Genomic DNA, 15,420 nt, shown 5'->3' on the forward strand with positions numbered 1-15,420 from the left:
CATGGACGCCGCCCAGGAGACCCCGCCCGCACCGCTGCTCGATGTGCGGGGCCTGTCCGTACGATTCCCCGGCCCCCGGGAAGGACGCCGTCCGTCATGGGTGCACGCCGTCGAGGACGTGTCCTTCGCCATCGGGCGCGGGCAGACGCTGGGCCTGGTCGGTGAGTCGGGGTCCGGCAAGTCGACCATAGGCAACGCGCTGATCCGCCTGGTCACGCCCACGTCGGGAACGGTCCGGCTCGGCGGCCGGGACGTACTGGCCGCCCGGGGCGCCCAGGCGCGCGAACTGCGGCGGCGTATCGCGATGGTCTTCCAGGACCCGTACTCCTCGCTCGACCCGCGGCGCACGGTCGGTGCGACCGTGCGGGAGCCCATGGACGTGCACCGGATGCTCTCCGGCCGGGCCGAACGCAACCGCAGAGTGGCCGAACTCCTCGATCTCGTAGGGCTCTTGCGTGAGACCGCCGTCCGGTACCCGCACGAACTCTCCGGCGGCCAGCGCCAGCGTGTGAGCATCGCACGCGCGTTGGCGGCGGATCCGGACCTGATCGTCCTGGACGAATCGACCGCCTCGCTCGACGTCTCGGTCCAGGCGCAGATCATGAACCTGCTCCGGGAGTTGCAGGACGAACTCGGGCTGACCTACCTGTTCATCTCCCATGACCTGGCCGCTGTCGAGCACATGAGCCACCGCGTCGTCGTGATGTACCTCGGCCGCCTCATGGAGACCGGCACCACGGACCACCTCTACGCCCGGCCCGCACACCCGTACACGCAGGCGCTCATGTCCGCGGTGCCCGACACGGACCCGGCCACGGAGAAGAACCGTGAGCGGATCCTGCTCGGCGGCGATCCGCCCAGCCCACTCGATCCACCGTCCGGCTGCGTGTTCCGCACCCGCTGCCCCATGGCTGTGGACGAATGCGCCGAACCCGTGCCGCAGACCACCGTCTCCGACAACCACGTCGCCTGGTGCATACGCACCGGCGACTCGCTCTCGCCGGAGCGGCTCCGCCGCTTCGTGCACTGACCGGCAGTCAGCGCCGGGTCCCCGACCAGAAGGGAGCACCACTTGACCATCCCGACACCGGGAGGAGTTCGGGCGGCCGATCTCAGCAGGCCTGCCCACGTAAGTAGCGCCAATGCCCTGCTCATTGGGCTCCATGAGCACAACGAACCCACAAACCGGCGCCGACCGCGCGCCGGCCGAGGAAAGGAAGACGAATGGCAGGACGTCACCGTCGTCCATCAGAGTCAAAGAGACGCAGTTTGCCGGGATCTGCCGCTCTGCGCGGTGGATTCGTCATCGCGGGTGCCGTTGTCGCGAGTGTCGTAGCCGCCGGAACGGCTGCCGCAGACGACTCCGGGCCCGGATCCAACTCGACCACGAGCTCGAACTCCGCCCCGGATTCAGGACCTGGCCCCGACTCGAACACGAGCGCGCAGGGGAGCGTCCGATCGAGCACCCAGGCGAGCCCGGGTGACGTCGGCGGCGCGGGTCCCCAGAACGGTCCCAGCGGCAATGACGGGGCGGGGGCCCTCTCCGACCAGCACGGCACCAACTCGTTCTCCCCGCCGTCGGCGCCTGCGAACGACGCACCGGCGCCCGGGCCTGGGAACGGTGGTCTGGTGGGGCCCGCGGCTGACGCTCCCGCTCCGGGCCCCGCGGGTTCGCCGACGGGGCCTGGGAACGATGGTCTGGTCGGGCCCGCGGGTAGTGGCCCGGCTCCGGGACCTGCGGGTCCGCCACCTGGGCCGGGGAACGATGGTCTGGTCGGGCCCGCGGGTAGTGGCCCGGCTCCCGGTCCCGCTCCCGCCAACGACGGGCCGGCTCCCGGTCCCGCCAACGACGACCCGGCTCCGGATCACGCTCCGGGCCCACCACCCGGCCCCGGGAACGATGGTCCAGCCCCCGGTCCCGCCAACGACGACCCGGCCCCCGGTCCCGTCAACGACGGCCCGGCTCCGGGGACTGCGGGTCCCGCTCCCGGTCCCGCTCCCGGTCCCGCTCCCGGTCCCGCTCCCGCCAACGACGACCCGGCTCCGGATCACGCTCCGGGCCCACCACCCGGCCCCGGGAACGATGGTCCAGCCCCCGGTCCCGCCAACGACGACCCGGCTCCCGGTCCCGTCAACGACGGCCCGGCTCCGGGGCCTGCGGGTCCCGGTCCCGCTCCCGCCAACGACGACCCGGCTCCGGATCACGCTCCGGGCCCACCACCCGGCCTCGGGAACGATGGTCCGGCTCCGGCTCCGGGGCCTGCGGATCATGGTCCTCCGGCACCGGGACCTGTGGGTCCGGCGCCGGCCCCTGAGACTCCGACGCCCGGACAGCCTCCGGCTCCTGCGGGACCGCCGCCCGCGAACGATGGGCCTCCGGCACCGGGGCCTGCGGGCCCGCCACCGTCCGCTGAGACTCCGACGCCGAGACAGGCTCCGGCTCCTGCGGGACCGCCGACGACTGGTGGTCCGGCTCCGGCGCCTGCGGGGCCCCCGCCTGCGAACGACGGTCCTCCCGCACCTGCGCCGGTCGAGGAACCGGAGCGACACGCAGCCGACGGCCTGCCCGCCGACACACCCGCACCCCCACCGGCACCGGCACCGGCACCAGTCGAGGAACCTGAACGACACGCAGCCGACGGCCTCCCCGCCGACACACCCGCACCCCCACCGGCACCGGCACCAGTCGAGGAACCCGCGGCGCCACCAACGGAGGCACCCGCACCGGCACCGCCACCCGCTGGGCCGCCCGCCGAGGCACCGGCACCGCCACCCGCTGGGCCGCCCGCCGAAGCACCCGCTCCACCACCCGCACCCGCCCCGGCACCGCCGGCCGCCGAGGCTCCCGCACCGCCGCCCAACTTCGACCCGGCCGACCCGGCGAACTACACGCCCGGCCGGAGCGCGCCGATCTCACAGATCGTCATCCACGTCACGCAGGGCAGTTACGACAGCACGATCAACTGGTTCAAGAACCCGGACGCGGAGGTCAGCGCCCACTACGTGGTGCGTTCCGCCGACGGCGAGGTGACCCAGATGGTCGACGACGGCGATACCGCCTGGCACGTCGGCAACGGCAACCCCACCTCGATCGGCATCGAGCACGAGGGCTTCGTCGACGACCCGTCGTACTTCACCGAGGAGATGTACCGTTCCTCGGCCTCGCTGACGAGGAGCCTGGCCGACAAGTACGGCATCCCGAAGGACCGCGAGCACATCGTCGGCCACGCCGAGGTCCCGGGTAACGACCACACGGACCCCGGTCCGAACTGGGACTGGGACAAGTACATGGGTTACGTGAACGAATGATCGCGCGACGGGAGGCACGTCAGCTCTGAGACAGGGAGCGTCCCGGTGGCTCAGCGCCATGCCGAGCCACCGGGACGCGTCCGCGGGGCGCCCACGGCCGGAGCGCAGAGCCGTCGATCCGACTCACTCCGCCAGCAGGTACGCCGCGCCCTTCTCGCCGATCAGCGCGGTCGGTGCGTTCGTGTTGCCTGAGACGATGGTCGGCATGACGGAGGCGTCGATCACGCGCAGACCCATGAGGCCCGCTACACGGAGCTGCGGGTCGACGACTGCGTCATCGCCGACGCCCATGCGACACGTGCCGACTTGATGGTGGTAGCTGATCGCGGTCCTACGCACCCACGCCTCGATGTCGTCGTCGCCATGCTCGGGACCCGGGTACAGCTCACGGGCACCCCACCCGTCCGCGAGAGCGGGAGCACGGCCGATCTGGCGACACTGGCGGACCGAGGCTACGAGCGATGCGACGTCACGCTTGTCCTCGAGTGCGCCGAGGTCGATCGCCACCGGGTCGTAGGGGCCTGGTCCCGTCAAGGTGACCGAGCCGCGGCTGCGCGGAGTGATGAGGCCCGCCATGAGCGAGAAGCCGTGCGCGGGTCCCTCCATCCACGGCTCGTACATCGGCACGCTGAAGTTGATGGGCTGCGTGTCGGGCACCGGCAGTGACGGGTCGCTGCGCCAGAACAGGTGTGTCTGGGTGACCGACACGTGCGGCTGCGGCGGTGCGACCTCCCGTGCGTCGGTCGTGAAGATCACGGGTGAGAGCAGGTGGTCGTGCAGGTTCTGGCCGACGCCGGGCAGGTCCCGCACGGGCTCGATCCCCAGGTCCTGGAGTTCCTTGGCCGGTCCGATACCCGACCGCAACAGGATGCGCGGCGAGTCGAGCGTGCCGGCCGACAGAACCACGGTGTCGGCCTGCGACCGCATGAGCGCGCCCCCGACCTCGTACTCGACGCCGACGACCCGGGGCCCGTCGAGCAGGAGGCGGTGCACCCAGGCTCCGGTGCGCACCTCGAGCAAGTCGCTGTCTTCGACAGGGCGCACGTAGGCGATGTAGCTCGTGAGCCGTGTCCCGCCCCGGACGGTGATCTGCTGCTGAGATATGCCGTCGATGACCTCGCCGTTGTAGTCCGGGTTGTAGGGAACGCCGGTCTGCACGGCCGCATCGATGATGGCCTGCTGGATGGGCACGAGGTCGCCGTCACCGACCACGTCGATGGGCCCACCTTGGCCGCGCAGAGTCGAGGGTTCCCCCTGCCAGTTCTCGATGCCGCGGAACACGGGCAGGACGTCGTCCCAGCCCCAGCCCTCGCATCCCCGGGCGGCCCAGCCGTCGTAGTCGGCGGGAAGCCCGCGCACCCAGATCGCGGCATTGAGCGAGTGCGACCCGCCGAGCACCTTGCCGCGTGGCAGGTGCAGTCGCCGACCGTCCGCGTGTTTCTGCGGGACCGTGTAGTAGTCCCAGTCCTCGGGCCCGTGCCAGAGAGTCCCCATCCCCGCTATGTCGTGGATCATCGGGTTCTCGTCGCGGCCGCCCGCCTCGAGCAGCAGCACGCGGCGCCCCGCGTCCACGAGCCGCCTGACGACGATCGACCCGGCGGTGCCGGCACCGACAACGATCGCGTCGAAGTTCTCCGTCATCGCCGGTCCCCTCGCTCCGTGTGCCGTGCGGTCACCGCGAGACCACCTTGGGCGCGGCGACGGCTTTCAGACCCTGCACCCCGAACTCCATGCCGTAGCCGGACGACTTGATGCCACCGAACGGCACGAGCGGGTTGAGGGCGCCGTGCTGATTGATCCAGACAGTGCCGGCTTCGAGCCGCTCAGCCACTGCCAGCGCGGCGTCGGGGTCGTCCGACCACACCGAGGCGCCGAGACCCTGCTCGCTCGCGTTGGCCCTCGCTATGGCGTCGTCGACATCGGTGTAACGGATGACCGGGATCGCGGGTCCGAACTGCTCCTCATCGACCAGTGACGCTCCGTCCTCGATGTCCGCGACGACGGTCGGGCGGTAGAACAGCGGCCCCAGCTCGGTCGCGGGCTCGCCGCCCACGACAACGCGGGCGCCCCACCGGCGAGCGTCTTCGACGAGCCGGCTGACGATGTCGAACTGCTTCCTGTTCTGCAGCGGGCCGAGCACGTTGCCCGGCTCGAGCCCGTTGCCCATCGGCATACGCTCCGCCATGCCCGCAAGGACGTCGACGACCTGCTCGTACAGGGATTCATGGACGTACAGTCGCTTGAGGGCGGCGCAGGTCTGGCCGGTGTTGATGAAAATGCCCCAGAACAGGTCCTCGGCGATCGACCCCACATCGGCGCTCGGCAGCACGATGCCGGCGTCGTTGCCGCCGAGTTCGAGTGTGAGCCGGGCAAGGCTGTGCGACGAGCTCTCCACGATCTTGCGGCCGGTCGTGGTCGACCCCGTGAACATGATCTTGTCGAGGTCGGGGTGGGCGGCGAGGGCGGCACCGACCTCGCGATCGCCCGAAACCGCTGTCAGCACGCCTTGGGGCAGGTGGCGGTTGAAGACCTCGACCAGCGCGAGCACCGAGAGCGGGGTGTACTCGCTGGGCTTGACGACGACTGCGTTGCCCATGCGCAGTGACGGAGCCATCTGCCAGACGGCGATCATCATCGGCCAGTTCCACGGACCGATAGCGCCGACGATGCCGAGTGGAACGTGATGGAGCTCGGCGCGGCTGTCCCCTGCTTCGAGGAGCACTTCGGGTTCGAGCACGGTGTCCGCTGCGTTGCGCGTCCACGCTGCGCAGGCGCCCACTTCGAAGCGCGCGTTGGGCCCGTCGAGCGGCTTGCCCTGCTCGCGGGAGAGGAGGACGGCCAACTCCTCGCTGTGCGCCTCGATGTCGTCCGCGATCTCGTTCAGAAGGCGGCTCCGCTCGGCGTGCCCGAGTCGGGCCCACGCGGTCTGCGCCTTCCGCGCTGCCTCGATCGCAGCATCGAGGTCCGCGACGGTGTGCACGGGCGCGTAGCCGATCGTCTCGCCCGTGGCTGCATCGGGGATCGCGCGTCCGGCATCTGGCGGGACGGTGATCAGGTCCAAGAGGGTGGCCGTCGCCTCGGACATGGGATCCTCCTCGATCGCGTGAGCAAGAGGGCTCATTCTCGGATCGAGGTGCCGCGCGCCGGTTTGCCTTCTGTGCAGAGGGATTGACGCCGCGTGCAGAGATTCGGGGCGGGTCGTGAGAAGGGCGCAGTCAAGCGTTCTCGCGGCGCACGGCCGAGGGCGGCACCCCGAAGTGAGCGCGGAATGCCCGGCTGAAGTGCGTTGCGTCGGCGAACCCGTGCGCGCGTCCGACGGCCGTGACCGGCCTTCCGTTGAGCAGTGGATTGACGAGTTCGTCGTAGCACCGCTCCAGTCGCCGGGTGCGGATCACGGTCGAGACCGTCGTGGACTGATCGCTGAAGAGTGCGTGAAGGTGCCGGACGGAGATGAAATGAGCAGCAGCTATCTGCGTGGGGCACAGATCCGGCTGCGCGAGGTTTTCGTCGATGTAGTTCAGAATGCGGCGCAGCAGCGCGCCGTGATTGCCGGCGGGCGAAGCGCTCGCGAGGTTGTCCTCGAGGAGGGTGCCAACCAGCTCGAACGCGGTGCGGAACAGACGCTGGGCCACATGGCCTTCGACTTGGCCGATCTGATGCGAGAGGGCGCTGAGGTAGGGACGGATCGTGGCGCCGGCGCCGCTCGTGCTGTCGAGCCGTACGGCTGTGAGACCGGCGAGCAAGTCGGCCGGAATGCCGAGCAGTTCCCTCGGAAACATGACGATCGACATGCGGGTCCAGTCGTCGAACAGGAACGAGTACGGCTTGTCTGTGTCGTAGAGCGCCATGTCGCCGGGCCTGAGTTCGGTCTCGCGACCGTCCTGGACGATCATGCCGGTGCCTTGCTCGATGAGTGAGAACTTGAAGTACCGCTGCGGTGCCCGGGCGATGAGGACCGGGGTGCGGTGGACCGCATGCGCGTCGGCATGCATGTCGAACAGGTGGATGTCGCCGGTGACTCCTGCCCTGAGCCTTCCGCGGAAGCTGTCGGGGTCCCCGGCGTGGACGTCGAGTGAGACGACAGCGTGGGAGACCTTGGCGCGATACGCCGCGAGGTCCTGCAGATCCTCCGGCGGACCGGTCGACAAGCGACGTGGCTGGTCGGACATCGCTACCTCACCGAAACGCGCATCGTATTTGCGACGGTAGGCCCCGCATTCGGCATAGGGCCGACCGCGTTGTCGGCAGCTGCCTAGCCATCGCTGGAGGCGGGACGTGCGGCGACTGGACGTACCTCGCCGGGTGTCTGCCCGAACCGCTCTCGGAAAACCCGGGTGAAGTGTGCCTGGCTGGCGAAGCCCCAGTAGTGGGAGACCTCCGCAACCGTGAGGTCGCGGGAACCGGTGCAAGTGAGCTGCTCGCGGGCCTTCGTGAGCCGCTGCTCGAGGATGTGGCGTGACGGACTTACTCCCGTGGGTTCGAAGATCCGGCTGAGGTGCCGGGTCGACACGCCGACTGCTTCCGCTACTTGCTCGGCGCACAGCCGGGCGTCGCGCAGGTGCCGGTCGACGTAGTCCTTGGCGACAGCCAGTTGGGAGAACCGGTCGACAGACACGGAACGGTCATCCAGAAGCGGCGTGGCGAGTGATCGGACGAGGTCCAGCACGATGTCCTCGGTGTCCGCCGCCACATCGGCTCCTTCACGCGCCCGCGTGGCAGAGTCGGAAAGCGTCGACCTCAGCGTGGAGATGAGTGCGCCCTCAGATGCCGAGCCCCTGCCGAAGAGGATCGGTGCCGATACGTCGCCCTCAGCGCAACGTTGGCGGAACACTTCGCGGGGGATGTCCACGAGCAACTGCCGCATGGCTGAGGGAAATCCGAACAGGTACGAGCGTCGGGTGTCGTAGAGCACCAGGTCACCTGCCTCCAGGAGGAGGCAGCCACCCGCGTGGAAAAACACCCCCTTGCCGGCTGTCAGCAGGGTGGCGAATACGGAGTCCTTCGGAAACGCCCGGCAGGTTCGCGGCGTGCGCTCGATGACGTGTTCGTTGCCGGCGATTTCAGCCATCCGAATGTCGCCGAGCTCGATGTTGGTCTCTGAGGCCAGCAAGCCCTGATCTGAATAGGGCGAGCAGGTCAGTCCCACCAGCGCTCGCCGATTGTGCTCCTCCCAGAATTCGACCCGGTCCGCGGGGGCGACGGATCTCGTCGACACGGTGGAGACAGCGAGTACGGGCATGTCGGCCTCCTTACCGTGCGCATGCCTTCGCACTGCTCGGGATGCAGGCGCAATCGTGCGGGTGCCCAGCAGGGTAGAGCGAGTGGCGCTGGGGGTACATACCCGAGCGCCCGTAGGGTTCGCCGGTGCGAGAATCCGCATTCCGCTGGGGCAGGGGCAAGCCTTTCGGCACCAGCAGGCGCCCGAAAACGGTCCAGGGTGGAATGCGACCCGGCGCCGGCCGCAGCGGGCCGACCGGAGGTCAGACGGCCAGGTATCCCCCATCGACCGGGAGGATGGCTCCATTTACGTATGAGGCGGCCGGCGAGCACAGGAAGGCGATCGCGGTGGCTATCTCGTTCGGTCGGCCGAACCGGCCGAGTGGGACACGGGCCAGCACCGCCTGCGCGGCGTCCGGATCGTCGATTACGCCGCGAGCGAGCGGGGTTGTCACGAAGCCCGGTGCGACCGCGTTCACGCGGACACCGTCCGCCGCGTACTCGGCGGCCAGGGACCGGGTCAACTGAGAGATGCCGCCCTTGCTCGCACTGTAGGCGGGCCGGTCCCGGCTTCCGAAGAAACCGAACATCGACGAGACGGTGACGATGCTCCCGGCGGTCCGGACGAGCTGCGGGCGCGCCGCCTGGCAGGCAGCCATGGTGGCGCTGAGGTTGACGGCCAGCACCTGGTCCCAGGCAGCAACCTCGTACTCGTCGCGGTCCCTGCTGACACCGGCGCAGGTGACCAGGTGGTCGATGCGGCCGCATGCCGCTATCCGGCGGGCAAGCCCGTCGCGATCGGTGACGTCCTGCTCCGCCACGTGGACCCGTTCGTGCCGGGGCAGTTCATCCGGCGACGCAGGAACCAGGCCGAGCGCGTGCACGTCGGCGCCCAGCTGGGCGAAGAGGACAGCCGTTGCGGCACCGATGCCGGAGGTCCCCCCGGTGATCAGGACGCTTCGGCCGGCGAAGGCGTCGGGCGGCATTCCGGTGGTCACGTCAGAGTCTCCTTTCAGTCGGCGAAAGTGGCGTTCCGGCACTGGGGCGCAGGCTCCACCAGGATCTTGATCTGCTTTCCCGCGTCGTTCAGCAGAGCTTCGAAGCCGTCGGTGATCACGTCTTCGAGGGCCACGGTCGAGGTGACGACGGGTGTCAGGTCGAGGCCTCGCTCCCCCACCAGTCGGATGAGCTCCGGGTAGGTGTCGCGGTAGCCGACGCTCGCAACAATCGACTGCTCCTTGTTGACCAGGGCGAAGGCGTCCAGGCGCACTTCCTGAGCCAGTCCGACGAGGACGACCCGTCCGCCGCGCCGGGTCGCATCGAGGCAGGTGTGGAGGGCGGTCTCGGAACCGACCACCTCGAACGCGACGTCGACGCCCTCACCGTCGGCCAGTTCGCGCATCCGCTCCCCCGGAGCGTCCACACCTGCGTCGATGAGGTCGGTGGCGCCGAGCCGTGCGGCGATGTCCAGTCGATCCGGGGAGAGGTCCGCTGCGATGATCCGCGGCACGCCGCGCTCGGCGGCGAGCAGCACAGTCAGCAGGCCGACCGGTCCGAGACCGACGACCGCTACCGCGCGGGGTGCTGTGCCGGCGCGCCGCAGTGCGTGCAGGGCGACCGAGGCCGGCTCGAAGAGAGCGGCCTGCTCCATCGACACGCCCGCAGGGAGCCGGTGCACCATGTAGGAGGGGACGGCGGCGTATTCGGCCATTCCTCCATCGCCCATCAGGCCGGCGAAGCCGAAGTGCCGGCAGATGTTGTACTCGCCGTCCCGGCAGCGCGGACAGGTCCCGCACCGGTAGTTCGACTCGATCGCCACCTGGTCACCGGCGGCGACCCCGGTCACGGCCGATCCGAGCGACAGGACCGTCCCGCAGAACTCGTGGCCGAGGACGAGCGGCGCCATCGTGCCGGAGGCCGGATGCGGCTCGGTGACCGGGATGGCATGCGGCCCGTCGGCGTACTCGTGCAGGTCGCTGCCGCAGATCCCGCAGTAGGCCACCTTGAGGAGAACCTCGTCGGGCCCCGGTTCGGGAACACCCACCTCCTCGATGCGGACGTCCCCGGCTCCGTGCCAGACCGCGGCCCTCATTCGGCCGTTCCTGCCGCTCCGCCCGGAGCGGAGACACGGGCGGCCCGCCGGCGCAGCACACGCGGTGCGGTTTCCCGAAGCCCGCAGGAGAGCAGCACGACCGCGACCGCTCCGCCGGCGGAGATGAACATCGCCACCTCCAGACCCCAGGCATCCGAGGCGCGCCCGGCGATCATGGGGGAAAGGAAACCACCGGCCAGCTCACCGACCCCCATGACGAGACCGAGCGCGGTGGCCAGTGCGCCGCGTGGCACCGTTTCGGCGGGGATCGTGGCCATGAACAGGGTGAAGCAGCCCAGGCCGGTGTAGGTGAACACCACGACCAGGGCCAGCGCCAGCGGGTCGGCGACATACACCACTGCTATCGGGCAAAGTGCCGCGACGGCCGAGAACACGATCATGGTGGGCTTGCGGCCTATGCGGTCGGAGATCGCGGGAGTGAGGAACCCCCACAGGACCCACGCCACCCCGAAGCAGGTCATGACGCCGCTCATGGTGCCCGGGGAGAAACCCTTGACGGTCTGCAGATAGGTGGGCGTGAAGGTGATGATGACGACGAACCACGTGAGGTAGCAGCAGGCCGCCAGCACGCACAGCACGATGTTGCGGTGCCCCAGGACTTCCCGTACCGACACCTTGGGGCCGGCCGGACCCGCCACAGCGTCGGTCTCACCACCGACGCGGGCCTTGCCGCGCGGTGGGGTCTCACGCACCGACTTCGCGATCCAGGCCGCGATGAGCAGGCCCGGGATGATCGTCACCAGGAAGGCCGTGCGCCAGCTGTACTGCTGGGCAATCCACACCACGGCCAGCGGGGCGAGGATCCCTCCCAGCAGCCCGGCCGACGAGCCTTGCAGCAGGCCCATGTTGAGGCCACGGCGGTGTTCCCGTGACGCCTCCACCATCAGCGACTGCGACAGCGGCAGTACCGCGCCCTCCGCCACCCCCATGAGCGCTCGAGCGGCGAGCAGGCCGATGAAACCGGCCACCAGCCCGCCCGCGGCGGAGAAGCAGGAGAAGAGCACAACAGCCGCCACCAGGAACGGCTTACGCCTCCCCAGCCGGTCCGACAGACGGCCGGCCACCATCCCCGACAGCGCCCAGGTGAGCGCCAGCACCCCGGAGAGCGTGCCCAACTCGGTGTTGGACAGGGAGAAGTCCTTGTTGATGAACGGGGCCAGGAAGGACAGCGCCTGGCGGTCGAAGAAGACGAACCCGAAGGACAGGAACAGGATGAGCAGCAGCCGGTTCTCATAGCGGTTTGCTTCACCCACAGTGGGTGGGACCGCTGTACCGGGGTGGTTACTGGTACCGGTCATGGTGACCTCTGGTTATTGGGACGAGCCGGATCATCGGAACAGGGAGTCGACGGTGTCGGCACCGAGTCCGACCTGTTCGTAGTGCTTGCGGCACATGTCGATGTAGTCATGGACGTCGAAGTGGCCGGCCGTCTCGCCGTTCTCGTCCAGCCAGATCAGCGGGCCCTTGACGATGAAGAGCGTCTTCATGGGCTCGTCGCTGTCGTAAGCGACCAGGGTGTGCCCCTCGCCCGGTGCCTCGTAGACGAAGTCACCGGCGTGCGCGGTCCAGGGCCGCTCGAGATAGCCCCACTTCCCGGAGATCGTGTAGGCGAAGACCTCGTGCGGGTGGTAATGCCGGTTGACCAACCCCGCCTCTTTGGACCGCAGAATGTCGGCCCAAGTGTTGTCCTTGACGTTGATCCACAGCGGACGTGAGCCGACAGTCTCCGAGAACGGTACGTAGTAGCGATCGTCATCCGTGGCCACCTGAGAGAGGTAGACCTCGGGCAGTGCGTCCGGCTTGAAGGAGTTCTGGATCGGCTTGAGGTTCTTCCAGAATTCGCTGCCGGCTTCCTCGGGCATGGTGCTCTCCATTCCGCTCTGTCGGTTTCTGGAAGTGAACCGTGAGAGGCGAGGCGCGTCTTTCCCACGCGAGACATCACCGTTTGCCGATTCCGGACACGTCGACGTCGAACCGGCGGCAGCTCAGCCGGGCCGACAGGACGGTCTCCCGGAACTCCCGCGGCTGGTCGGGAAGCACGGAAACGACGTCTCTTACGGGAGCCCGCTACTACGTTGTCGGCCGGAAGCCCGAGGTCCTGGTCGAATCCGGCAAGGCTCCGCTGGAGGTGCTCGTCCCACAGACTCACCGGACCGGCCACGCGGCGGAGCCCGGCTTCGGTGACGTCAGTGACCTGAGTCAGAGATTCGCTGACTGCGTGCCGACGAATTCACCTTGCGAAGCCGTGCTCCGCCTCGCCCGTAATTCTCGCTTGCTTCCTCAGCCGAGTCCGTCCGCGCCGACGGCGACGGCGGATTCGTCGAGGACGGCATCGGTGACGGGTTGGGGCTTGTCGTCGAGGTCGAGAACGGGGGTGGCTTCCTTGTACCAGGATTCGATCACGGCGTTGCCCCAGAAGTCGCGGCGGCGGTCGTCGTGGACGTTCCAGCGGTAGGTCTGGTGATCGGGGTCGCCGGTGTAGTAGTCGCTGGTGTAGATCTCGACGCGGTGGCCGTCGGGGTCGCGGAGGTAGACGTAGAAGGCGTTGGATACGCCGTGCCGTCCGGGCCCACGTTCGATGTGGCGTTCCTTGTGGAGGGCGCCGAAGATGTCGGCGGTGCGCAGGACGTTGTGGGATTCGTGGGTGGCGACGCCGATGTGGTGGAGGCGTGGCCCGGCGCCGCCGGTGAAGGCGACGTCGTGGACGGTCTGCTTGCGGTACATCCAGGCGGCATAGAGCTCGTGTTCATCGCCTTCGATGGTCTCGGAGCAGCCGAAGCCGAGGTTTTCGTAGTGGGCGTAGGCGGCGGGGATGTCGGGGGTGCAGATGTTGAAGTGGTCGAGGCGGGCGATCTCCGCGCCGTGGTGGAGGTCGTAGCGCTGGATGAGGCGTTCGGCGTGGTCGATCTCGTAGAAGAACTCAACGGGGAAGCCGAGAGGGTCGATGACACGCACGGCGTCTCCGATGCCGGGGGTGCCGTCGCCGGCCTTGATGCGGCGGGTGGGTCGGCCGAGGGAGTGGAAGTAGCTCTCCGCCTTGTCGACGTCGTCGGGCGTGCGGACGCGGTAGGCGAGGTGGTCGAGGGCTGGGGTGTCGCCTTGGCGAAGGACGAGGGAGTGATGGGTGAGTTCGTCCATGCCGCGCAGGCAGAGAGTGGCGTCGTCTTCGTACTGGATGTGGAAGCCGAGCATGTCGGCCCAGAACCAGCGGGCTCGGGCGATGTCGGTGACGACGAGTTGCGCGTACGCGGAGCGGACGACGTCCGGGGCGTTGGGGGTGGCGGCCTTGGTCATCAGGAGGTGCCTCCTCCGAACTTGGGGGTGTGGACGTGGCCCATGGCGACGTGGACGATCTTGGACTCGGTGTAGAAGTCGACGGAGTGGGCGCCGCCTTCGCGGCCCACCCCGGACGCCTTGACGCCGCCGAAGGGGGTTCGTAGGTCGCGGACGTTGTGGGAGTTGATCCAGACCATGCCGGATTCGACGGCGTGGGCGAGGCGGTGGCCCCGCTGCAGGTTGCTGGTCCAGATGTAGGCGGCCAGCCCGTACTGGGTGGCGTTGGCGAGAGTGATCGCCTCGGTCTCGGTGTCGAAGGGGGCGACGGCTACGACGGGGCCGAAGATCTCCTCTTGGAAGATGCGGGCGTCCTGGGTGACGTCGGCGAAGACGGTGGGCTGCAGGTAGTTGCCGTCGGGCAGGTGGGCGGGCCGGGTGCCGCCGGCGATGAGGGTGCCTTCCTTGCGTCCGATGTCGACGTAGTCGAGGACGCGTTGGTAGTGGTCGGGGTGGACGAGGGCGCCGACTTCGGTGGCGGGGTCGGCGGGCGGTCCGACCTTCACCTGCTCGGCTCGACGGGCGAGGCGCTGGGTGAAGTCGTCGTAGACGGCGCGCTCGACCAGGACACGCGAGCCGGCAGTGCAGCGTTCGCCGTTGAGGGAGAAGACGCCGAAGACGACGGAGTCGAGAGCGGCATCGAGGTCGGCGTCGGCGAAGACGACGACGGGTGACTTGCCGCCCAACTCCATGGAAGCGGCCTTCAGATGGTCCGCGCTGGAGCGGAGGATGTGGCGACCGGTGCTGGTGGAGCCGGTGAAGGAGATCCGCGGCACGTCGGGGTGGTCGACCAGGGCTTGGCCGGCCTCTTCGCCGACGCCGTGGACGATGTTGACCACCCCGGCCGGGAGCCCGGCCTCGGCGAAGATCTCATGCCACAGCGACGCCGACAGCGGGGTCCATTCGGCCGGCTTCAGGACGAGAGTGCAGCCGGAGGCGATCGCCGGGGCGAGCTTCCAGGACTCCAGCATGAACGGGGTGTTCCACGGCGTGATGAGCCCGGCGACGCCGACGGGGCTGCGCACGACGTAAGAGAACTGGGAGTCGGCCTGCCGGAAGGCCTCTTCGCCCAGGGCGACGATGACGTCGGCGAAGTAGCGGAAGTTCTCCGCTGCCCGCTTGGCCTGCCCCTTGGCTTGGGTGATGGGCAGGCCCGAGTCGAAGGACTCGAACCGGGCGAGCTGCTCGTGCCGGGCCTCTACCGCGTCTGCGATCCGGTTGAGTGTGTTCGCCCGCTCTCGGTTCGAGATCCCCTTCCATCCCGGGAACGCGTTGCCTGCGGCGGCCACCGCACGGTCGATATCGGCCTGCGATCCCCTGGCGGCTTGCGCGTAGGGGGTGTTGGTGACGGGATCGGCGACGTCGAAGAGACGGCCGTCTGCTGAGTCGAGGAGTTCGCCGCCGATCCAGTGCTGGATGCGGGTGGGGAGGTTGTCGATGGTCATCAG

General features: G+C 69.0%; 11 protein-coding genes and 1 pseudogene. 2 read left to right on the forward strand and 10 right to left on the reverse strand.

Annotated elements, in window-relative coordinates; genetic code table 11:
* Nucleotide 1 precedes the first annotated feature (1 nt).
* Nucleotides 2–1,030, forward strand: coding sequence for an ABC transporter ATP-binding protein (locus tag G4Z16_RS05400; RefSeq protein ID WP_197349448.1), 1,029 nt, complete (start codon nt 2–4; stop codon nt 1,028–1,030).
* A gap of 1,835 nt (nt 1,031–2,865) precedes the next feature.
* Nucleotides 2,866–3,300: pseudogene (locus G4Z16_RS32325) on the forward strand (N-acetylmuramoyl-L-alanine amidase); the annotation flags it as partial.
* Between the two features lie 132 nt (nt 3,301–3,432).
* Here the strand turns inward: G4Z16_RS32325 and G4Z16_RS05410 are convergent.
* The 10 genes from G4Z16_RS05410 to hpaE all read right to left on the reverse strand — a co-directional run bounded on the left by G4Z16_RS05410 (nt 3,433) and on the right by hpaE (nt 15,417).
* On the reverse strand, nt 3,433–4,950 hold the full coding sequence (locus G4Z16_RS05410; protein WP_197349450.1) for a GMC family oxidoreductase: 1,518 nt from the start codon (nt 4,948–4,950) through the stop codon (nt 3,433–3,435).
* A gap of 31 nt (nt 4,951–4,981) precedes the next feature.
* Complete coding sequence (locus tag G4Z16_RS05415) at nt 4,982–6,394, reverse strand: aldehyde dehydrogenase family protein (protein ID WP_197349451.1); 1,413 nt, start codon at nt 6,392–6,394, stop codon at nt 4,982–4,984.
* Between the two features lie 130 nt (nt 6,395–6,524).
* Nucleotides 6,525–7,478, reverse strand: a complete 954-nt coding sequence (locus G4Z16_RS05420) for an AraC-like ligand-binding domain-containing protein (protein ID WP_207794543.1) — start codon at nt 7,476–7,478, stop codon at nt 6,525–6,527.
* 83 nt (nt 7,479–7,561) lie between these two features.
* Nucleotides 7,562–8,548, reverse strand: a complete 987-nt coding sequence (locus G4Z16_RS05425; RefSeq protein ID WP_197349453.1) for a helix-turn-helix domain-containing protein — start codon at nt 8,546–8,548, stop codon at nt 7,562–7,564.
* Between the two features lie 241 nt (nt 8,549–8,789).
* Nucleotides 8,790–9,524 (reverse strand): SDR family NAD(P)-dependent oxidoreductase, encoded by a 735-nt coding sequence (locus tag G4Z16_RS05430; RefSeq protein ID WP_246530691.1) that lies wholly within the window; start codon nt 9,522–9,524, stop codon nt 8,790–8,792.
* A gap of 14 nt (nt 9,525–9,538) precedes the next feature.
* On the reverse strand, nt 9,539–10,618 hold the full coding sequence (locus tag G4Z16_RS05435; protein WP_197349454.1) for a 2,3-butanediol dehydrogenase: 1,080 nt from the start codon (nt 10,616–10,618) through the stop codon (nt 9,539–9,541).
* A complete protein-coding gene (locus tag G4Z16_RS05440; protein ID WP_246530692.1) occupies nt 10,615–11,892 on the reverse strand; it encodes an MFS transporter in 1,278 nt (425 codons plus the stop codon). The genes G4Z16_RS05435 and G4Z16_RS05440 overlap by 4 nt, the downstream gene beginning before the upstream one ends.
* Before the next feature lie 75 nt (nt 11,893–11,967).
* Nucleotides 11,968–12,501 (reverse strand): 2,4'-dihydroxyacetophenone dioxygenase family protein, encoded by a 534-nt coding sequence (locus G4Z16_RS05445; RefSeq protein WP_197349456.1) that lies wholly within the window; start codon nt 12,499–12,501, stop codon nt 11,968–11,970.
* A gap of 418 nt (nt 12,502–12,919) precedes the next feature.
* Nucleotides 12,920–13,933, reverse strand: coding sequence for a 3,4-dihydroxyphenylacetate 2,3-dioxygenase (gene hpaD, locus G4Z16_RS05450; protein ID WP_197349457.1), 1,014 nt, complete (start codon nt 13,931–13,933; stop codon nt 12,920–12,922).
* Nucleotides 13,933–15,417, reverse strand: a complete 1,485-nt coding sequence (gene hpaE, locus G4Z16_RS05455; RefSeq protein WP_197349458.1) for a 5-carboxymethyl-2-hydroxymuconate semialdehyde dehydrogenase — start codon at nt 15,415–15,417, stop codon at nt 13,933–13,935. The genes hpaD and hpaE overlap by 1 nt, the downstream gene beginning before the upstream one ends.
* Nucleotides 15,418–15,420 lie beyond the last annotated feature (3 nt).

It is taken from the genome of Streptomyces bathyalis (assembly GCF_015910445.1).
Classification (GTDB): Bacteria; Actinomycetota; Actinomycetes; order Streptomycetales; family Streptomycetaceae; genus Streptomyces; species Streptomyces bathyalis.